This window comes from Caldimonas mangrovi (assembly GCF_023721835.1).
Classification (GTDB): Bacteria; Pseudomonadota; Gammaproteobacteria; order Burkholderiales; family Burkholderiaceae_C; genus Caldimonas; species Caldimonas mangrovi.
In genome coordinates, this window is record NZ_JAMKFE010000009.1 from 23,976 (window position 1) to 44,464 (window position 20,489).

Consider the following 20,489-nt stretch of genomic DNA (forward strand, 5'->3'; position numbering starts at 1 on the left):
GACGTCGCAGGTCCGCGCTAGAGACCAACGTACCGAGGAGGGGCGATGCCCGCATTGAGCCGAGAGGAATTCATCGCTTTGGGTGAGATCGCCAAGGCGCGCAGGTCGTTGCTGGTGAACATGTTCACCGGCACGCAGCTGAAGTTCGGCGTGGTGTCGTCGCTGGAATCGGGCAAGAGCCTGCTGTCGACCGGCAAGAAGCTGCGCAGCAATGCCGGCAAGCTGGCGTCCGGCGGCAAGGAGGCAGCCAAAGGGCTGCCGTCGCTGCCGGGCATGCACAAGCTGGTCGAGGACTTTATCCTCGAGTGCGCGGACGTCAACAACATCAGCGATATCGTCGCCGCGGTCACCTCCGAGGCGCTCAAGGACCTGATCGCCGAGGTGACACCGGTGCTGGGCGTGGTCGCCAGCGGCGTCAAGCTGGCGAAGGCGAGCAAGGCGGTGGCGGAAGACGGCTACCACCTCTACAAGTGCAATGACTACAAGAAGGGTTTCCTGCGCGGTGACCCGCTGGCAGCCGCCGAGGCGGTGCAGAGCATCATCCGGCGCGACCTCGGCAAACACTCGGTGCAACTGGCACAGCAGGCGACTGCGACCGGTGCGAAGATCGCCGGGCTGTTCGCCGACCTGGGCACGGGAACGACGGCCGGCATCGGCATCGCGAACGCGCTTGCGAGCCTGGGCCTGCAACTCTACGGCCTGGGCCTGGACATCAAGGACATGCGTGCCGGCAACAAGCGCTTGCTGACTCCCGACACGCTCGACCTCACCGTGTTCGAGGAGTCGCCCATCCTCGGTTGCTACCTCATCACCTGCGCAGACACGTCGTCGGTTGCCAATTTCTTTGTCGCCGACATCGGCCTGCCGGGCTGGATGGACAAGGTCGAGCAACTGAAGAAAAAGCAGATGGACCCGCTGCTGAAGATCGCGACGAAGGACATCAACGCATCGCGCCTGCAGCTCGAAGGGCTGTCGTCGAACAAGGGCACCCATGCGAAGAAGGACTTCTTCGCACGTATCAAGAGCAAGGCCGTGAAGCGGCTCGGCCTGGCCTGAAGGTGGATGCAGATGGGCAAGCGCAGTTCGCCGGCCACGTCGGCGCATCTCAGCCTCCATGACGCCCTGCGGCTGGCGGTCGAACTGCACCGCCGCGGTGCACTCGACGACGCACACACGCTGTACCGCCGGGTGCTGAAGCTTGCGCCGCGCAATGCGGACGCCAATCACTTTCTCGGTGTGCTGCTGCACCAGAAGGGCCGCAGCGAAGAGGCCTGGCCGCTGATCGAGCGCTCGCTGGCGCTCAACGGCAAGCTGGCCGACTGGCACAGCAACGCCGGCAACGTGCTGCTCGAGATGGGGCGGCTCGACGATGCCGCGCGGGCCTACGAGCACAGTGCCGAACTCGCACCGGAGCGGGCCGACATCCACAACAACATCGGCGTGCTGCAGCGTGCCCGCAAGTGCAGCGGCGAGGCCGAGGCCGCCTACCGGCGTGCGATCGAGCTGAATCCGCAGTTCGCCGACGCTTACAACAACCTCGGCAACCTGCTGTCCGACCGGGGCCAGGTGCCCGAGGCGCTGGACCTCTACCGCGAAGCACTGAAGCTCAAGCCCGGCCACCCGGGCGCGCGCAAGATGCTCGGCATCGGCTACTACGCGCAAGGGCTGATCGACAAGGCCGCCGAGGTCTATCGCGAATGGCTCGAAGAGGAGCCCGACAACCCGGTCGCGCAACACTACCTGGCTGCCTGTTCGGGCGAGCAGGTGCCCGAGCGGGCGTCCGACGCGTATGTGGAGGACACCTTCGACCGCTTTGCCAACAGCTTCGACGCCAAGCTGGCGCGCCTGAGCTACCGCGCGCCGCAACTGATCGGCGAGGCGGTCGCACGCGTCTGTGGCGAGCCTGCGAAGTCGCTGGCTGTGCTCGATGCCGGCTGCGGCACCGGCCTGTGCGGGCCGCTGCTGGCGCCCTATGCCTCACGGCTCGAAGGCGTCGACCTGTCGGCTCAAATGCTCGCCAAGGCCGAGCCACGCGGTGTCTACGACCGCTTGGTGAAAGCGGAACTGACCGCCTTCATCGAGCAGGCGCCGTCAGCCTACGACCTGATCGTCTCGGCCGACACCCTGTGCTATTTCGGCGACCTGGCGGCCGTGAGCGCCGCGGCGCACGCGGCGCTGCGTCCTCACGGCACGCTGGTGTTCACCGTCGAGGCGCTCGCCGGCGAAAAAGTCAGCGAGGGCTTTCACCTGAACCCGCACGGCCGCTACAGTCATGCGCGGGATTACGTGCGCCGGGTGCTGCAGCAGGCCGGCTTCGAGGTGCTGGCGATCGAGGCCGAGCCGCTGCGCAATGAGAACGGCAAGCCGGTCGACGGCTGGGTGGTGGCCGCTCGTAGTTAGGGATGGAGGCGCGCAGCCCGGATCGGGACAATGCAGCGCACCAAGGTTGCCGCAAGATGGAGAGGTAGGCTATGGCCCGCGTCATGGAGATCAGCACGCCCCTGGGCGACGACGTGCTCCTGTTTCGCTCGATGAGCGCAAACGAGGAACTCGGCCGGTTGTTCGAGTACCGCATCGAAGTGCTGTCCGAGCGCGACGATGTCGATCCGGACGACGTCCTCGGCAAGAATGTCACTGTCAAGCTCGAACTGCCCGAAGGCGACCCGCGTGCCTTCGACGGCTTCGTGACGCGGTTTGCCAGCGCCGGCGTGGTCGGCCGCTACCACCGCTACCTGATCACCGCGCGCCCCTGGCTCTGGCTGCTGACGCGCGCGAGCGACTGCCGCATCTTCCAGCAGAAGAGCGTGCCGGACATCATCAAGGAAATCTTCGACAAGTACCCGGTCGCGGCCTTCGAGAACCGGCTCACCGGCAGCTACGGTCCGCAGGAGTATTGCGTCCAGTACCGCGAGACGGACTTCAACTTTGTCAGCCGCCTGATGGAGCAGGAGGGCATCTACTACTTCTTCGAGCACGAGGACGGCAAGCACACGCTGGTGCTGGCCGACGGGCCGAGCGCTCATACGCCCTACGACGGTTACGCCAGCCTGCCCTTCGTTCCGCACGACCGCGGCGGCCGGCTCGAACAGGAGTACGTGGCGGAGTGGTCGTTCTCGCGCGAGATCCAGCCGGGCGCCTATGTGCTCGACGACTTCGACTTCACGAAGCCGAGCACCGAGCTGCGGGTCACGACCAAGCGCGAGCGCCAGCACGCCGAGGCGGCCCACGAGGTCTACGACTACCCCGGCAGGTACGAGCAGTCGGGCGACGGCGAGCACTACGTGCGCACGCGGCTCGAAGAACAGCAGGCGCGCCACGAACTCGTGCATGCCGCCGGCAATGCACGCGGTGTCGCGGCGGGCAGTCTGCTCAAGCTGACCGGCCACACGCGAGCCGACCAGAACCGTGAATACCTGATCGTGTCGACGCACATCGTGCTCGAGTACACCGAGTACGAGGCGATGGAGTCGAGCGGCTCGCGCTTTCACTGCAGCTTCGGTGCCTTGCCCAGCGCCGAGGTCTTCCGCAGCGAGCGCCTGACCCGCAAGCCGTTTGTCCAGGGCCCTCAGACCGCCATCGTCGTGGGGCCTGGCGGCGACGAGATCTACACCGACAAGTACGGTCGCGTGAAGGTGCAGTTCCACTGGGACCGCCTCGGTGCACAGGACGAGAACAGCTCGTGCTGGGTGCGCGTGTCGCAGCCCTGGGCAGGCAAGAACTTCGGCATGATCGCGATCCCGCGCATCGGCCAGGAAGTGGTGGTTGACTTCCTCGAAGGCGACCCCGACCGGCCGATGATCACCGGCCGCGTCTACAACGCCGAGCAGATGCCGCCGTGGGAGCTGCCGGGGAACATGACGCGCACCGGCATCGTCACGCGCAGTTCCAAAGGCGGCTCGGCGAGCAACGCCAACGAGCTGCGGTTCGAGGACAAGAAGGGCGAAGAAGAGGTTTTCCTGCACGCCGAGCGCAATCTGCGCACGACGGTCGAAGTCGACGAGCTGCGCGATGTCGGCAACGACCGCACGACCGACATCCACGGCATCGACCGGCTCACCGTGGACAAGAGCCGCTACGAGCACGTCAAGGGCGACTTCCGCGACCTGCTGATCGACAACCTCAGCCTGCGCCGCATCGGCGCCGGCGAGATCGAGGAAATCACCGACGGCCTGCAGACCACGATCAAGACCGGTGGTCATCAACACACGGTGAGCTCCGGCGGGCAGACCATCAACATCACCGGAGGCATCGAGGAAACGGTCACCGGTGCGGTGACGCAGAACGTCAACGGGGGGGACTACTCGCAGACCGTGTCGACCGGGTCGTCCACACAGACCATCTCGGTCGGCAGCTGGACCGTGAACGCGACAGCCGGTCTGGAGATGATCACGACGCAAAAGCTCAACATCACGGCGCCGATGGGCGTGTTCCTGCTGGGCGGCACCAAACTGAACGGCTATGCGACCGAGGAATCCTGGTTCAGCGCGTTCAAGTACGGCGTGACCGGCATGTCGACCGAATCCAAGGGCGTGAACATGGAAACCAAGGGCGTGGACATCGGCTCGGTGGGCTTCAAGGGCGAAAGCGTCGCGTTCAAGAACTCCGAGGCGGCGCTCAACAAGGTTGCCAACGTGCTGCAGATCGCCAACCCCGTGACGCTGATCGCGCAGGGCGCGATCGCGTTGCACAAGAAGGCCATGACCATCATCGGCTGAAAGCGAGCGCATGACATCCCAATCCTGGTGGTGGGTCGCGGTGGCCCTGGTCGTGGTGCTCGGCGTCGCGTTCTATAGCGCGCACGTCGGGTATCGCGACGAACAGCTGCGACGCAACGGTGTTGCCGCGACCGCGCGGGTGGTGGCGATCAAGCAGACCGGGACCTGGAGCGGCAACAACCCGGAAGTGGAGCTTGCGCTCGAGATCACCCGCCCCGGCGAGCCGGCGTATGCCCACACGCTGCGACGCGTGGTGCCGGTCGTCAATGCACCTGCGGTGCAGCCCGGCGCGGTGATCCGGCTCAAGATCGACCCGCAGCGGCCCGACCGCATCGTGATCGACGAGCCCTGGGCGAGCGAGGGGGCCTGAAGCGATGCGCGTCATCAAGCCCCAGCACCTGTCCGTTCTGCATCGCTGCTTCGAGCGGCAGCAACGGGCGTACCTTGGCATCGCGGTGCTCGGCTATGTGCCGTTGCAGATGGAGCCGGCCCTGCTGCCCGAGCAGGAGCTGTGGCAGGAAGTCCCGCCGCTGCTCGATCCGCAGGTGCCGCTGGATGCCGCATTGCCGAAGACCGGCGGCGAGTTCGTGCTGGTCGGTGAAGCCTGCGCGCCACAGGGGCAACCCGTGCCGGGCCTGAAGGTCGAGGCACGGGTGGGCGGGCTGCACAAGGCGCTGCACGTTTTCGGGCCGCGCTACTGGGTGTCGGGCCGGGCCACCGCACCGATGCCTTTCGAGTCGTTGCCCCTCGGCTGGGGACTAGCCTACGGTGGCGCCGAAGTGCCCGAGAATCCCTTGGGCAAGGGCACGCAGCTCGAGGAAACGGCACATGGCCGGCTGCAGCCGCTGCCGCAGGTGGAGTACCCGCATGCACCGAGCCAGGGGCCGGGCAAGGCGGTGCCGCCCGCCAGCTTTGCCCCCATTCCGGGGCAGTGGCCGCAACGAAAGCGCTTTGACGGCACCTACGACGACGCCTGGCTGAAGACGCAGTACCCGGCGCCGCCGCAGGATTTCAATTGGCGCTACCACGGCATCGCGAGCGAAGACCAGTGGCAGCCCGAGCCCTTTCAGGGCGACGAACGCATCGAGCTGATCCACATGCACCCGGATCATCCGCGCATCGAAGGCCGGCTGCCCGGCATCAAGCCGGTGATCGCGGTGCGCACACGCACGCAGGGGGCAGGGCAGGCGCGTTTCGTCGACGGCCGGCTCACGACGTTGTGGCTGTTTCCGCGGCTGCAGCGCATGGTGATGATCTGGCACGCGCTGCTCGAAGTGGACAACGAGTTCGCTGACGAAGTCGACCTGCTGATGGCCGCCGCCGAGTGGAGCGATCGGCCTCGTCCGCGTGAGGCCTACGTGCAGGCGATCGATGCGCGGCTCGACGAGAACACCGGCGCCCTGAAGATGCTCGATGACCACGAGCTGCTCCCCGAAGGGCTGGCGACGCCGAACGAAGCGATCCTGCGTCACAAGCGATTGCTCGGACCGAGCGGCGCCGCGCTCGACGAGCTCGGGTCCCGGCTGCAGGCGGCGCAGAACGAACTCCAGGCGCAGCTCGCCAAGGCCGTACCGGCGCAGTCGCTGGCACACGCCGGCACGAAGGCGGCAGAGGTGCGCAAGGCCATGGGCGTTCCCGAGCTTCCGGCCCGGCTGCCGCAGGACCCCAAAGGCCTGATCGACGCCATGCAGGCCATCGAGAAGCAACTGCTGCCCAAAGCGCAGTGGAAGGCGGCGATCGAAGCCCGTACGCAGGCGGCTGTGCAAGCTGCTCAACGCGAGATGGCCGCCCAAGGCACGCCGCTCGCCAGTCTCGAAGCGATGCTCAAGCCCAAGCCGTCGCTCGCTAGCTTTTCCCCGACGCAGGCAATCGCGCAGCTGGAGCAGGCGCTGGCCAGGTCCGGTGGTGGGGCGCCCGTCGACCCGCGGCTCAAGGCGCTGGCCGCGCAGGCAGAGAAGGTGCAGGGGCCGATGCTGCGAGCCTCCGCACATCTCCAACCTGCGCCGGCCATGCTGGAAGGTGAGACCGCATTGCGCTGGCGCGAAGGTGCCGCGCGGGCACAGGCTCAGGGACGCAGTTTCGCCGGCATGAAGTTGAAGGGGGCCGACTTCTCCGGCCTCGATCTCGCTCACGCTGATTTTTCGGGGGCCGAACTCGAAGGCGTGAACTTCAAGGGCGCCACGCTGACGGGCGCCAACTTCGGCCAGGCCAGTCTGGCGCACGCCGTGCTGGAAGAAGCGAAGCTCGATGGCGCCAACTTCGCGCAGGCGAACCTGGGTCGGGCCAAGCTCAACAAGGCCTCCTGCGTCGGCTGCAACTTCGAAGGCGCAACGCTCCAGCACACCGTGCTCGAGGACACGATCCTGTTCGGCAGCAAGCTGGCGGGCGCCACGGTGCTGGAAGTACGCGCGTCGCGCTCGCATTGGGTGCAGGTCGATCTGACGCAAGCGGTGATCCTCAAGTCGATGTTCATCGACGCCGTGTTCTCGCAAGCGACGTTGACGCGCGCCTCGTTCATCGAGGTGCAGCTGCGCGGCTGCGACTTCACCGGGGCGCGACTCGAGTCCGCCGACTTCGTGACTTGCCCGGCGGACGGCAGCCGCTTCGATGCCTGTCATGCGCACAACGCTCGCTTCGTGCACGGCACGTCACTGCGCCGCACATCGTTCAAGGACGCGCAGGTCGATCAGGCGTGCTTGCGAGGCATGCCGCTGGACGCGGCCAATTTCATGAACGCGCAGATGGCCGGCAGCGATCTCAGCGAGGCTCAGTGCCCGGGCGCCAACTTCTACCGCAGCCACCTGAAGGGTGCGCTGCTGATGAAGGGAAACTTCCAGAAGGCGGTGCTGCGGGGCGCCAATCTGATGCAGGCGGTGATGCAGCATGCGCAATTGCAGGGGGCCGACCTGCAGGGAGCCAACCTGTTCGCCGCCGACCTGATGCGCATCGATGTCGATGAGCACACGCGATTCGACGCCGCCTTCATGGCCAAGGCGCGCATGCATCCGCAGCGCAAGGCCGGCCGCGGAGCGGGCAACACCGGAGGGGCCGCGTGAACCTGCAAGACATCCAGGCCCGCGTGCGTGCGGGCGAACCCCTCCATGAGGTGCAACTGGCGGGGCACAGCTTCGCCGGTGGGGCCTTGCGTAAGGCCGTTTTCTACCGTGCCGACCTCACCGGCTGCGATTTCACCGGGGCCATGCTGGAGGAGAGTTCCTTCGTGGAGTGCCGCCTCGACCATGCCCGGTTCGGCGGCGCCGCATTGCGGCTGGCGGCCTTCCACCGCTGCGCGATGACCTCGGCCTCGCTGGTGCAGGCCGGGGCCGTGAGCGCGACCTTCAACGAGTGCAAGCTCAAGTCGGCCGACCTGGCTCGATGCGACCTCGAGTTCGCCACGCTGGCCAAATGTCTGCTGACAGAAGCATCGCTGCGCGACGCCCGGCTGGTGCAGGCGAACTTCATGGAGTGCGAGTTCGGCGTCGTCGAGCTGGCCGGCGCAGAGTGGTTCAAGACGGTGTTCTACAAGGCTGATCTGCGCCAGGCCAGGTTCGGGGTGCCGCGCGGCGAGCAATGCGTGTTCACCGAGTGCAATCTGGCCGGGCAGCAGTTCGCGCAAGCGCGGTGGCTGCGCACCCAGTTCATGGAGGCGGACCTGCGTGGTGCCGATCTGACGCAGGCCTTGCTCACCGGCAGCAACTTCAAGGGGGCCCGGTTGCAGCAGGCACGCATTGCCGGTGCCCAGGCGATGCACACGCTGTGGATGGACGCATGCCTGGACGGCGCCTGGCTCGACGCGGCGGAACTGACGCAATCCATCTGGCTGGGAGCAAAAGCGCGTGGCGCCAGCTTCCGGCAAGCACGGCTGCCCGAGGCGGTGCTGCAGCAGGCCCAGCTGGCCGAATGCGATTTCGAAGGCGCCGCGTTGACATACGCCGATCTTTCGAACAGCGATCTGCAAGGCAGCCGATTCAACGGCGCAGATGTGTTCCGCGCCAACCTGCGAGGCGTGCGCATGCAGCAAGTACAGATGCCCCAACGCGCCCAGGCGGCGCCCGACGACGCCGACCAACTGGCTGCCGAGCAATGGCAGCCGCAAGTATGAGCAGCCACGAGATGAAGCAGGAGATCGACATGCTGAAGCCAAGCGTAGGCCCCGCAGCGGGCGTGCAGCGCGAACCCGAATCGGTCGTGACGCAGGCGATCGTCCAGGCCATGGGCGAAGTCGAGCGCAACCGCGAGGGGCACGTCGCCGTGTCCACCGGGCAAGGATTGCTGCAGGCCCGTCTTGCGGTGTCGTGCCTGGTCCAGCCGGAGTGCGGCGACACGGTGCTGGTGGCTCTGCGGGGGCGGCAGGCGTTCGTGCTGGCGGTACTCGAGCGCGCGAGTGATGTACCGATCGCGATGCAACTGCCTCGCAGCGCCAGCCTGTCGGTGCAGGGAGACCTGCGCCTGGAGGCCACCGGCACGGTTTCGTTGCATGGCGAAGCCGTGGAAGCCGTGGCGCAGCGCATCAGCCTTGTTGGCAAGGCGGTGCACTGGCTGGCCGATACGCTGGAGAGCACGGCCTGTCGCATGAAGCAGATCGCAGAACTGTGGACGGTGCAGACGAAGTCGCACCATCGGCATGTGGAAGACATGGAAATGGTGCGTGCGGGGCACATCGACATGCGGGCCGAACAGGTGATGCACCTGAACGCCGAGCACACCGTGATGAAGTCGCGCGAGCTGGTCAAGATCGACGGCAAGCAGATCCAGGTGGGGTGACGAGCGATGTTTGCGAACACACAGATGGGCGGCGTGGACTTCGCCTTTCCCGACGTCTGCCTGACACCTACGCCCGCCGGTCCGGTGCCAATTCCTTACCCCAACATCGCGGCCGGGCCCATGGGCGTGCCGCCCGCGGTGAACGTCCTGTTCAGCTGCGCGCCTGCGCACAACATGGGCACCGTGGTGCCGCTGACCAACGGCGACAACGCGGGCGTGGCGACGGGGGTGGCCTCGGGCATGGTAATGGGGCCCGGGCGGCACCTGACCGCTGCTTTCACCGTGTTGGTGGGCGGCATGCCGGCCACCCGGATGACCAGCATGTCGCTGCAGAACAGCACCAACGCACCGGGCATGCGTATCGCACCCAGCCAGGTGCAGGTGCTGCTGCTCGCACCCTGAATCAGCGGCCGGCAGACCGCGAACGGATCGACCTCAAATTAGGGGGGCCGCCTTGCGCCTGTCTGAGGGCTTCGCTAGCCTCGGTTCGACCGGCGCCTGATCCAGGGCCCCGGACGAACACGCGGCGAGCCGCTCCAGAACCTACCCATCTCAAGATGCTTCAGATCCGAGTCGTGAGCGTAGCGGGGCAAGCGCCCGCAACACCCATTGCCGCCCAGTTCGGGCCGGCGGGTGGCACCATCGGCCGCAACGAGGGCAACACGCTCGTGCTGCCCGACGATGCGAAGACCATCTCGCGGCAACATGCAGCGATCCAGATGCAGGGCCAACGCTACGTGCTGATGGACAAGGGCGCCAACCCCACCATACGCAACAACGCGCCGGTGGGGGCGGGGCAGGTGGCGATCCTCGCAGCAGGAGACGAGTTGCGGATAGGCCCCTACGTGCTGACGGTCGAGTTGCCGGCTGCTGCGCGGGCGTTCGACCCCAACAGCACCCAGGTGAGTGCGCCGGCGGCACCACCGGGCCCGGCTTTCGATCCGTTTGCGTTGCCGCCCGCCCCCGCACCTGCGGCGGCACAACCGGCTGCGTCCTCGCACGACCCTTTCGCAGACCTGTTCGGCGGGTCGCCGGCGGCACCGGCAGGGGCGGCTCCGGTCGATCCATTCGCCGGGCTCGGTGCGCCGGTTCCGCCGGCGCCCGCTCGCCCGTCGGCGGCGGCCATCCCGGACGACTTCGATCCGTTCGCAAGCCTTGCGAAGCCGGCTGCGCCCACCCCGGCGCAGGCCCCGGGCTTCAACCCGCTGGCATCGGCTGCGCGCCGTGTGCCGCCGCCGATCTCGTTCGACCCGAAGGCCGGGCATGACGACCTGATATCCCCGGTCGGAGAGAAATCCGCGTCCATCGACGAGTTGTTCGGCCTTGGCAATGCACCGGCCAATCCGCTGGACGTGCTGGGTGCGGTCGAACCCGTCCAGCCCGGCGGGCGACAACCGGTCGACGACCCCCTGGCGTTGTTCGGTGGCCCCCCCGCCACACAGGGGGCCGGTGCGGCGCAAGCCGACCACACGCCGGCGGAGAAAGCCGTGATCCCGCTGCCCGCCGCCGTCGCACCTGTCTCCCCACCGGCCCGTCCGGCGCCGTTGCCGCCGGCTGCCGCCCAGCCGGCTCCCGCGCCGGCCCGAGGCGTGAGCGCTCAACAGATCGACGACCTGCTCGCCTCGGTGGGCCCGATCGACCCGAACAAGGCCACCACCGGGTCGTTCAAGGCCGCGAAGCCCGTCCAAGTGGCACCCACGCCGCCTCCTGCGGCCCCTGCTGCGCCGGCTGACGCGGCCTCGGTCGATGCGCTGATGGCCGCGTTCTGCGAAGGTCTCGGCAGCCCCTTGAATTTGCCCGACGGCGTGACCGAGGAGTTCATGTACCGCATGGGTGGTCTCGTGCGCGAGGCGGTGCAGGGCACGGTCGACCTGCTCAACGCACGTGCCGTGACCAAGCGCGAGGTGAAGGCGAGCGCCACCATGATCATGGAGCGCAACAACAACCCGCTGAAGTTTTCGCCCGATGCGAAAACGGCGATGCTCTATCTCGTCTCCGGCCGGCTCAACCCCGCGTTCATGCCGCCGATCACCGCAATGCGTGACGCCTACTACGACCTGCGTTCGCACCAGTTCGGCTTCATGGCCGGCACCAAGGCTGCGCTCGAAGGTGTGCTCGAGCGCTTCGAGCCGCAGCGCCTCGAGGGCCGGCTTGCGGGCAAAGGGCTGGTCGAGTCGCTGATTCCCGCCGCTCGCAAGGCGCGCCTGTGGGACTTGTTCAACGAGCTTTACAAGGAGATCGCCCGCGAGGCGGAGGACGACTTCCATGCGCTGTTCGGCCAGGCCTTCCTGAAGGCCTACGAAGAGCACGTCGAGGCCCTGCGGCGCGACATGCCGGAAGAGTGATGCTCGCACTGACCGCGCACCTGTTGCACAGCCAAGGCGGCCGTTCCTACCAGGAAGACGCCTACGGCTACCGCGTGATGCAGGACATCGCCTGCCTGGTCGTTGCCGACGGTGCCGGTGGGCATGGCGGCGGCGATCTCGCGTCGAAGCTGGTGGTGCGCGCCATCCTCGAGCAGCACGCGATCCAGCCGCATTGCTCGATCGAGGCCGCTGCAGCACTGATGCAGCACGCCCAGCAGGTGGTGCTGGCGGGCCAGCGCAAATTTTCGCAGTACCCCGACATGCGTTCGACCGTCGTGATGGCGCTCATCGACCTGCAGTCGGGCCGTGCAGTGTTCGGCAATGTCGGCGACTCGCGTGCCTATTGGTTCCACGACGCTGCCTTGCTGCTGCAGACGCGCGACCACAGCCTGGTGCAACAGATGGTCGAGGCGGGCATGATCGCGCGCGAACAGATGCGTACCCGCAAGGAGCGCAGCGTGCTGACCAGCTCGCTCGGCAGCCCCGGCGAACTCGAGCCCTACGTCTATGAACTGGAGAACGCCGCAGCGCATGGCGATGTGCTGCTGCTGTGCACCGACGGTCTGTGGGAGTACGTGCAGGAGGATGAAATGCAAGACGTGCTGCGCCTGAACCAGGACGGCGACCGCTATCTCGCGTACTTCGAGCACTGGGTGCAGCAGCGCGCGCCACAGAACTGCGACAACTTCACGGGGCTGATGGCCGTCTTCGGCCGCGGAGCATCCGAACCCGACAGCACCATCGACCCCGAAACCACCGTCATCGCCCGGTTGGACCCGTTCGGCGGCAGCCCCGCGTGAGTGCGGCACCGGCTCCAACGCACGTTATCTCGAACACAGAGGAGAGAACACCATGAACGCACGCGTACCCTTCGTCCTTCGAGCCGTCGCCGCCGCCTGCCTGTTCGGCAGCCTGGCCGCCTGCGGTGACAAGCCGTCCGAGGCGCCGACGTCTCAGCAGGTCGGCGCCGATGCGGCGGCGCCGGCCGGCAACGCCGTGCTGTTCGAGGCCAACCAGACCGTCGCGGTCACCGGGCCCGCCTTCGTCGAATGGCGCGACCAGATGATCGCGCAAGGTGGCGACGGCAAGCTGCTGGAGGTGACCGGCCGCGTCTACGCGAACGAGAAGAGCGAGACTGGCGAAGACCTCGGCCAGGCACGCGCCGAGGCCGCGAGCATTCTTTTCATGGAAAAGCTGGATCCAGGGCGCATCGTGTTGAAGTCTGTACCTGCCGGGACCGAGGCGCCCACGGGCCGCTTCGAGGCGGTCAGTTTCCAATGGGTCGACGCCCCGGCGGCTGCCGTGGCCGCTGCGCCTGCACCGGCCGAAGCCAGCGCTGCGGCAACCACCACGGTCGCCGCCGCCCCGGTTGCGGCCCCCGCGGCAGAGCCCGCACCCGCTCCCGCGCCGGCTCCGGCGCCCGCGGCGGCCGACTTGGTGCGCTCGCTGGTGCTCTACTTCAACACCGGCAGCACCAGCCCCCGCCTGAGCGCCGCCGAACGCAAGCAATTGCAGGCGCTGGTCGCGACGGCCGGCAGCGGCAACATCGTCGTGGTGGGTCACGCCGACAATCGCGGTGTGCCCGAACTCAACCAATCGCTGAGCGCTGCCCGCGCCGATGCCGTCAAACGCCTGCTCGTGGGCCTGGGTGCGAAGACCGATGTCGTGCAGGCCAGTGCGCAAGGCGACGGGCAACCGGCCGCCAGCAACGACGACGCCGAAGGGCGGGCAAAGAACCGCCGGGTCGAAGTGTCGGTGATGTAAGTCGAAGCGGAGAGCCGGCGCGATGCCGGCCGCACGGCACATGCGCTTCAGTCGATCGGCTTGAAATGCTGGATCAGCACACGGCATTCGATGCCCTGCGGCGCCACTTCCTTCCACTCCACGTCGCCGCCCAGCTGCTTCACGCGTTTGCGGATGCCGCCGAGCCCGAGGCCGTGCGACCAGGACGCGGGGTTCTTGCCGACGCCGTTGTCGCGCACCACCAGTTCCAGCCGGTCCTGCTGTAGCGTGAGAGTCACGTCGACCCGGGTAGCGCGCGAATGGGCGATCGCGTTGTTGGCCAGCTCGCGCAGTACGCGCGTCAGCGCCGACCATTGCACGACGCCGAGCGGCACGTTGCGGTCGAAGCTGGCGTTCCAGCCCAGCTCGCATTCGGCCATGTCCAGCCGGTGCACGAGGTCGGTCTTCCACTCGGCAGCGGCGTCGGCGAGGTGATGGTTCTGCGCCGCCAGCCCGCGCGTCAGCGTCTTCAGGTCCTGCAAGGTGTGGCGGATGTAGTCTTCCATCTCGGGCGAGGGCGACTTGTACATCAGCGTCAACAGCCGGGCGCCGATGTCGTCGTGCAGGTCCTGCGCGAGCCGGGTTCGCTCCTCGGTCCGACCTTGCTCGACGGCCTTGTCGAATGCGACGGCGCGGCGCAGTTGCTCGAAGATCCTGTCGGTCAACCGCGCGTCTTCCGCCGTGAAGACCTTGCGGCCCCGGTGCGCGAAACGGATCACGATGGATCCCATGGTCGGTGCCGCTGCGTGCGGGTTCACCATGTTGGGGATCGGCACGACCAGCGTCGAGCCGTCGGTGACCACGCGCGAACTCGTGGTGAGCTTGTCGACGACGTGTATCTCGAGCGGCTCGAACAACTCGCGCAGCAGACGTGTCAGCAACGGCGCCGTGCGCTCAGGCCGGGCTTCGACCTCGCGCGCAATCTTGTACAGCTGCTCGAACATCCGTTCCGTCGTGACGACGCTGCTGCCCATCAAACGGTCGAGCAGCCACTGTCGCGCACCGACATACAGGCCCAGCGAGACGAACAGCGCCAGCGTCACCGAGGTGACCTGCCCGAGCGAGAAGGCCGCCACGAACAGCAGGTCCAGCGAGGTCGCGACCGTCGTGATCGCTGCGAGCAGCGAGAACTCGCGCATCACCTGCTGCGACTTGGACAGGAAGGGAATCAGCAGCAGCAGGGATGCGAAGAACACGTACCAGATCATCGAGCCGATGATCGAGATGTTCTGCTGGATGCCGGGTTGCCCGTCGGCCACGGCGACCGCCACGCTCAACAGCACCCAGGTGGCGACCGCAATCGAGCCGAAGCGGCGCAGCACCAGCGCGAACGGGTTCGGCTCCAAACGGTGCGACCAGGTCAGTACGACCATCGACGATGCCCCGAGCAGCGCGCCCACCGATTGCACCCACCACCACACTCCAGGCAGCCAGCCGGCCGCAGCGAGCGCGATCAGCAGCGTCACGAGGGTCCAGACGGTCACGATCGCTGCCGCCGCATGCGGAATCCGCCGCGGATAGACCGAGGTCGCGTGGACAATGGCCGCGCCGGTGATCAGATCGAAAGCCAGCCGGCAATAGAGGTCCCAACCCACGAGGCTCGACGACCAGGCCAGGTTCAGTGTCGATTCGATCGCGATGAAGATCAGGTTGCCCGCCTGGCACAGCGCCATGGCGGCGTAGACACCGTTGCGGCGCCCTGGACGCGACAGCACGACCGCCATCGCAACGCTGTACACCACCAGCGCCAGCGCGCACAGCAGCCAGAACAGCAGGCCGAGCCCCGCCAGGCCACGGGGCTTGGGGCGCAACTCCAGCATCGTGCCGTCGTCGAAATGCAGGTGCAATGCAGGTTCGCCCAGCAGTCGCGCGAGCTGCTTCTGGGTTGCGAGGTACTCGCGGCTGCTCTCATCGTCGATGATCCAGCGTGCGGAGCGCTGCAGCGTCAATGCATCGACCGGCACCATGGGCCGATCCTCGGTCGACAAGCCGACGAGCGTCTTGCCCTGTGCGGACTTCAGCAGGCTGTCATGCGCGAGATGCAATTCCACCTTGCCGTTGCCGGTGGTGCGCCAGGTGGCGCCCATCTGCGCCTGACCCGCCAGCCAGTAGGCCAGCGTGAAAACGCCCAGGCATCCGAGCAGGGCCGCACCGACCAGCAGGCGCAGCCGCCAGCCGAGCCAGCGGCTGGGCGGCGAGCGGTGGCCCAGGCTGCGGTCGAAGGCATTCCATTGCCCGGTACTCAGCAGCGCGTCCTGACCCGGCAGGGGCGAAGCGTCTGTGTCGGGCGGCAAAGTGGAGGGCGAGGTCATCGAAGCCTTCGGCGGGGACCGGTTGCGCCGAACCTCAGCGCGCGACCGTCGGAGCGGTTACACCAGCCCCTGCTTGCTCGCCAGCACGGCTGCTTCGGCGCGGCTGGACACGTTCAGCTTCTTGTAGATCGACTTGATGTGGTCGTTGACGGTGAACCACTTGATGCCCATCAGGCTCGCGATCTCCTTGATCGTGAAGCCCTTGCTGAGGTACGTGAGCACCTCGTTCTCGCGTGGCGTCAGCCGCTCATAGTCGAGCTTGTCGGCCGGGTCCATCGGTATCGGCGGGTGCGCCGCCTGCGCGGGCGGGGTTTCGGGGTTGAAGCCGGAGTCGCCGTAGCGCCCGCCGCCGTAGTCGCCGTGCCGGAAGTGCGACAGCAGCCGGCGCGCAATGGCCGGGGACAGCGGAGGCTGTCCACGCACGATCTTCTGCAACTCCTCCACCAGCACCTCGAAGCGATCTTCCTTCAGCAGGTAACCGTCGGCGCCGCACTGCAGCGCCGGGAACAGGTGATCGTCGTCGGAATAGAGCGTCGTGATGACCTTGGTGGCGGGGTACTGTGTCAGTTGCGCCAACAACTCCAGCCCGTTGCCGTCGGGCAGTTCCAGGTCGAGCAGCATCAGCTTGAACGGGTCCGGCCCAGGATGGGCCGCGCGGCCCGGCTGCAGGCCGATATGACGGCGCGCGGTTTCCAGGTCACCGGCTTCGGTGATGGCAATGGCGTCGCTGAAGCTGTCCCGCACGACGCGGCACAGAAAGGCCCGGGCCACCGGGTTGTCTTCGACGATCAGTACCTTGACGGCCATGGTGTGTGCGCGCTTCCCTTGATTCATGCAATGGTAGCGCAGGCCTCCATGCCGCCGACGGCGCGTCACCTGTTTGGGGGACCGGGGCCCCCCGAAGCGAGGTCAGGTGGTCAGGACGACCTTGCCGCGCACCTGACGTGCGGCCATCAGGTCGAAGGCATGTTTCAGTTCGCTCATCGGCAACTGGTGTTCGATGACCGGCTTGATCTTGCCCTGCGCATACCAGCCCGCCAGCTGCGCCAGCGCCGCCGAATTCTTCTTCGGCTCGCGTCTGGCGAACTCGCCCCAGAACACCCCGACCAGCGAGGCGCCCTTGAGCAGCGGCAAGTTCAGCGGCAGCGCGGGGATGCTGCCTTGCGCGAAGCCGATCACCAGGTAGCGGCCTCGCCAGGCGATGGACCGGAACACCGGCTCGGCCAGGTCGCCGCCCACCGGGTCGTAGACCACGTCCGGACCTTTGCCGTCGGTCAGCGTCTTGATCTGTTCGCGCAGGTCGCCGTGGCTGTAGTTGATCGTCGCATCGGCACCCAGCTCGCGGCACAGCGCGCATTTTTCGTCGGTCGATGCCGCAGCGATCACGCGTGCGCCCGCGGCCTTGGCAATCTGGATGGCTGCCGTGCCGACACCGCCCGCAGCACCCAGCACCAGCACCGTCTCGCCCGGCTGCAGCGCCGCGCGGTCGATCAGACCGTGGTACGTGGTGCCATAGGTGCAAAGGAAGGCCGCCGCGTCGGGAAACGAGAACCCGCCCGGCAGCGGCATCAGCAGCGCTGCCGACACCACTGCGTGCGTACCGAAGCCGCCGAGCCCGGCGAAAGCCGCCACCGCGTCGCCCGGCTGGAGATGGGTCACGCCTTCACCGACCACCTCGACGACGCCTGCGAATTCGGCGCCGGGCACGAAGGGCGTCGGCGGCTTCATCTGGTACTTGTTCTGCACGATCAGCAGGTCGGGAAAGTTCAGGCTTGCCGCCTTGATCGCCACCAGCACCTCGCCCGCCTTCGGCGTCGGCGTGGGGGCGTCTTTCCAGCTGAGGGCTTGCGGCCCGACAGGGTTGTCGCAGATCCAGGCTTGCATACGGGTCTCCTGAGTGTTGATCGATGATAGGCAGCCGGCGCGCCACCGGGCGTCACCGAGGTGACGAGTCAATACAATCGCCCCATGCGGATTCTTGTTGCCAATGACGACGGCTACCTCGCCCCCGGGTTGCAGGCGCTGGTGGAAGCATGCGCGGGCCTGGGCGACCTCGACGTCGTGGCGCCGGAACAGAACGCCAGCGGCACCTCCAACTCCCTGACGCTGCACCGGCCGCTGAGTGCATTCCGTGCACCAAACGGCTACACCTTCGTCAACGGCACGCCATCGGATTGCGTGCACGTCGCACTGACCGGGTTGCTGGAGCATCGGCCCGATCTGGTCGTCTCAGGCATCAACAACGGCGCCAACATGGGCGAGGACACGTTGTACTCCGGCACCGTCGCCGCCGCCATGGAAGGCTACCTGTTCGGCATCCCCGCGATCGCTTTCTCGCTGGTCGACAAGGGGTGGACGCATCTCGACAGCGCGGCCCGGGTGGCGCGCGACATCATCGAGCGTACGCTCGCGCAGCCGCCTTCACTCGGAGCCTACCTGCTCAACGTCAACATTCCGAACCTGCCACAGGCAGAACTGCACGAGCCGCTGCTCACGCGCCTGGGTCGGCGCCACGCCAGCGAAGGGGTGATCCGTCAGCTCAATCCACGTGGTGAACCGATCTACTGGATCGGCCCGTCCGGAGGGGCCCGGGAGGCCGGGCCCGGCACTGACTTCCACGCCGCGATGCAGGGCCACGTCTCCATCACGCCGCTGCAGGTCGACCTGACCGACCACGCGCGCATGCCGGCCTGGCAGACCTGGCTGGACGAAGGGGCGGTACGGTGAGCGACGCCGGCAAGCCGCGTGCAGGCCGCAATTTTCCGTTGAGCCTCGACCAACTGACGCCGGTCGCGAAGACGATCGCCAGTCGCAAAACCGACGTCGCGGCAAGTGCCGCCGCGAATCTGTCGCGCGCGGCGGTGCCGGAGCGCAAGCCGGTCGTGCTCCGGCCCCAGCGCCCGTTGCACCAGGCCGCGCAGGACCGAGAGCGCCGCGTGAGCCCGGCGGGACTGGGCCTCGACTCCGAGCTCGTACGCTCGCGCATGGTCGGCAAGCTGCGCACGCAAGGTGTGCGGGATGAAAAGGTGCTGGCCGCCATGCTTGCGGTGCCGCGCCATCTGTTCGTAGACACCGCGCTTGCAAACCAGGCCTACGAGGATACGAGTCTGCCGATCGGCCTGCAGCAGACGATCTCGAAGCCGTCTGTGGTCGCGCGTATGATCGAGTTGATGCGCGGCGGGCGGGGTGACGCCCTGTTGCCGCGTGTGCTCGAGATCGGCACCGGGTGCGGCTACCAGGCTGCGGTGCTGGCGCATGTGGCGCGGCTGGTGATTTCGGTCGAGCGGCTGAAACCGCTGCACGACAAGGCGCGCGACCTGCTCGCGCCCTGGCGCATGGGCAACGTTCGGCTGGTCTATGGCGACGGCATGCGCGGTCACCCGCCCAACGCGCCGTACGACGGCATCATCGCGGCCGCAGGAGGTGGGGCGATACCCCCTGCGTGGCTCGAGCAACTCGCTGTCGGTGGGCGTCTGGTCGCGCCGGTGGCACGCGGCACAGGACAGGTGCTGGTGCTCGTCGAGCGGAACGAACGAGGCTTCGTGCATTCAGAGCATGAGGCCGTTCATTTTGTCCCCTTAAAATCCGGCACGACCTGAGTTCGTGCGTAGTTGCTCATGGTGTCCACTTCAGGAGTTTTGATGAGTTTCAAGACGGGCGCTTGCATTGCAGCCGCCTTGCTGCTGGCAGCTTGCGCGTCCCCGACGCACCGCGCTCCGGTCGAAGACCGCAACGTGGCAGGTGGGCGCGTGCCTGCCGCAGTCGCCAATGGCGTGACGGCGCCGGCCGATCCGGCCAAGCCGCCGCCGCCCGGCATCGAGAACGCCGGCAAGCCCGGCTACTACTCGGTGAAGCCCGGCGATACGCTGATCCGCGTAGGCCTCGAAACGGGCCAGAACTGGCGCGACATCATGCGCTGGAACAATCTCGACAACCCGAACGTGCTTGAAGTCGGTCAGGTGCTGCGCGTGGTGCCGCTTGCAGCCGATCCGGCCGGCGTGTCGACGCGCCCCGTGGCGGTAGCGCGTGTCGAATCCCGGCCGCTGGACATCAAACCCGGCACGGCGGCGAGTGCACCGGCCGCCGCTGCGTCCGAGCCCGCTGTCACGCCGACCCCGGCGGCTCCTCCGCCGCCACCCGTGCAAGGCAAGGAAAGCGACGAGGACGTCAACTGGATGTGGCCGGCCGCCGGCAGCGTCATTGCCGGTTTCGACGAAGCGCGTAACAAGGGTTTGGGCATCAGTGGCAAGGCGGGCGATCCGGTGTACGCTGCGGCTGATGGGCGCGTGGTGTACGCTGGTTCCGGGCTGCGGGGTTACGGCAACCTGGTGATTGTCAAGCACAACAACAACTATCTGACGGCCTACGCGCACAACCAGACTCTCTTGGTCAAGGAGGATCAAACCGTGCGTCGCGGGCAAAAGATCGCCGAAATGGGCTCCACCGACACCGATCGGGTGAAGCTGCACTTCGAGATCCGTCGGCAAGGCAAGCCGGTCGACCCGGCCAAGTACCTGCCGCCGCGCTGAGGCGCGCAACCGCGGGAGTCG

Annotated in this window: 17 protein-coding genes; 14 read left to right on the forward strand and 3 right to left on the reverse strand. The window is 67.2% G+C overall.

Annotated features, from left to right (window positions below; all coding sequences use genetic code 11):
• Nucleotides 1-45 precede the first annotated feature (45 nt).
• The 11 genes from M8A51_RS15405 (at nt 46) to M8A51_RS15455 (ending at nt 13,609) form a co-directional block, all read left to right on the forward strand.
• On the forward strand, nt 46-1,056 hold the full coding sequence (locus tag M8A51_RS15405) for a hypothetical protein (protein ID WP_251779363.1): 1,011 nt from the start codon (nt 46-48) through the stop codon (nt 1,054-1,056).
• 12 nt (nt 1,057-1,068) lie between these two features.
• Nucleotides 1,069-2,400: a tetratricopeptide repeat protein gene (locus M8A51_RS15410; protein WP_251779364.1), complete on the forward strand. Its 1,332-nt coding sequence runs from the start codon at nt 1,069-1,071 to the stop codon at nt 2,398-2,400.
• A gap of 71 nt (nt 2,401-2,471) precedes the next feature.
• Nucleotides 2,472-4,715, forward strand: a complete 2,244-nt coding sequence (locus M8A51_RS15415; protein ID WP_251779365.1) for a type VI secretion system Vgr family protein — start codon at nt 2,472-2,474, stop codon at nt 4,713-4,715.
• 10 nt (nt 4,716-4,725) lie between these two features.
• Nucleotides 4,726-5,085, forward strand: coding sequence for a hypothetical protein (locus M8A51_RS15420; RefSeq protein WP_251779366.1), 360 nt, complete (start codon nt 4,726-4,728; stop codon nt 5,083-5,085).
• 4 nt (nt 5,086-5,089) lie between these two features.
• Nucleotides 5,090-7,771 (forward strand): DUF2169 domain-containing protein, encoded by a 2,682-nt coding sequence (locus M8A51_RS15425; protein WP_251779367.1) that lies wholly within the window; start codon nt 5,090-5,092, stop codon nt 7,769-7,771.
• A complete protein-coding gene (locus M8A51_RS15430) occupies nt 7,768-8,817 on the forward strand; it encodes a pentapeptide repeat-containing protein (protein ID WP_251779368.1) in 1,050 nt (349 codons plus the stop codon). The genes M8A51_RS15425 and M8A51_RS15430 overlap by 4 nt, the downstream gene beginning before the upstream one ends.
• A gap of 29 nt (nt 8,818-8,846) precedes the next feature.
• Complete coding sequence (locus tag M8A51_RS15435; protein ID WP_251779369.1) at nt 8,847-9,479, forward strand: DUF3540 domain-containing protein; 633 nt, start codon at nt 8,847-8,849, stop codon at nt 9,477-9,479.
• Nucleotides 9,480-9,485: 6 nt separating this feature from the next.
• Nucleotides 9,486-9,881: a DUF4150 domain-containing protein gene (locus M8A51_RS15440; protein ID WP_251779370.1), complete on the forward strand. Its 396-nt coding sequence runs from the start codon at nt 9,486-9,488 to the stop codon at nt 9,879-9,881.
• A 155-nt stretch (nt 9,882-10,036) separates the two neighbouring features.
• The gene (gene tagH, locus M8A51_RS15445; protein ID WP_251779371.1) at nt 10,037-11,824 is read left to right on the forward strand and encodes a type VI secretion system-associated FHA domain protein TagH; all 1,788 of its coding nucleotides are present in this window, start codon (nt 10,037-10,039) and stop codon (nt 11,822-11,824) included.
• Nucleotides 11,824-12,645, forward strand: a complete 822-nt coding sequence (locus tag M8A51_RS15450) for a PP2C family protein-serine/threonine phosphatase (protein WP_251779372.1) — start codon at nt 11,824-11,826, stop codon at nt 12,643-12,645. The genes tagH and M8A51_RS15450 overlap by 1 nt, the downstream gene beginning before the upstream one ends.
• Nucleotides 12,646-12,697: 52 nt before the next feature.
• The gene (locus M8A51_RS15455; RefSeq protein ID WP_251779373.1) at nt 12,698-13,609 is read left to right on the forward strand and encodes an OmpA family protein; all 912 of its coding nucleotides are present in this window, start codon (nt 12,698-12,700) and stop codon (nt 13,607-13,609) included.
• Nucleotides 13,610-13,656: 47 nt separating this feature from the next.
• Here the strand turns inward: M8A51_RS15455 and M8A51_RS15460 are convergent, their stop codons facing one another.
• The 3 genes from M8A51_RS15460 to M8A51_RS15470 form a co-directional block, all read right to left on the reverse strand.
• Nucleotides 13,657-15,939: a sensor histidine kinase gene (locus M8A51_RS15460; RefSeq protein ID WP_251779374.1), complete on the reverse strand. Its 2,283-nt coding sequence runs from the start codon at nt 15,937-15,939 to the stop codon at nt 13,657-13,659.
• A 57-nt stretch (nt 15,940-15,996) separates the two neighbouring features.
• Nucleotides 15,997-16,746, reverse strand: a complete 750-nt coding sequence (locus tag M8A51_RS15465) for a LuxR C-terminal-related transcriptional regulator (RefSeq protein WP_251779375.1) — start codon at nt 16,744-16,746, stop codon at nt 15,997-15,999.
• Nucleotides 16,747-16,848: 102 nt separating this feature from the next.
• On the reverse strand, nt 16,849-17,823 hold the full coding sequence (locus M8A51_RS15470) for an NADPH:quinone oxidoreductase family protein (RefSeq protein ID WP_251779376.1): 975 nt from the start codon (nt 17,821-17,823) through the stop codon (nt 16,849-16,851).
• Between the two features lie 84 nt (nt 17,824-17,907).
• Between M8A51_RS15470 and surE the strand changes: the two genes are divergently transcribed.
• Genes surE through M8A51_RS15485 form a run of 3 tightly spaced genes read left to right on the forward strand, consistent with a single transcriptional unit; the run spans nt 17,908 to nt 20,468 of the window.
• A complete protein-coding gene (gene surE / locus M8A51_RS15475) occupies nt 17,908-18,666 on the forward strand; it encodes a 5'/3'-nucleotidase SurE (protein ID WP_251779377.1) in 759 nt (252 codons plus the stop codon).
• Nucleotides 18,663-19,538 carry a protein-L-isoaspartate(D-aspartate) O-methyltransferase gene (locus tag M8A51_RS15480; protein WP_407062240.1) on the forward strand — a complete coding sequence of 292 codons (876 nt, stop codon included), beginning with the start codon at nt 18,663-18,665 and terminating at the stop codon, nt 19,536-19,538. The genes surE and M8A51_RS15480 overlap by 4 nt, the downstream gene beginning before the upstream one ends.
• A gap of 18 nt (nt 19,539-19,556) precedes the next feature.
• Nucleotides 19,557-20,468, forward strand: coding sequence for a peptidoglycan DD-metalloendopeptidase family protein (locus tag M8A51_RS15485; RefSeq protein ID WP_407062241.1), 912 nt, complete (start codon nt 19,557-19,559; stop codon nt 20,466-20,468).
• Nucleotides 20,469-20,489: the final 21 nt, after the last annotated feature.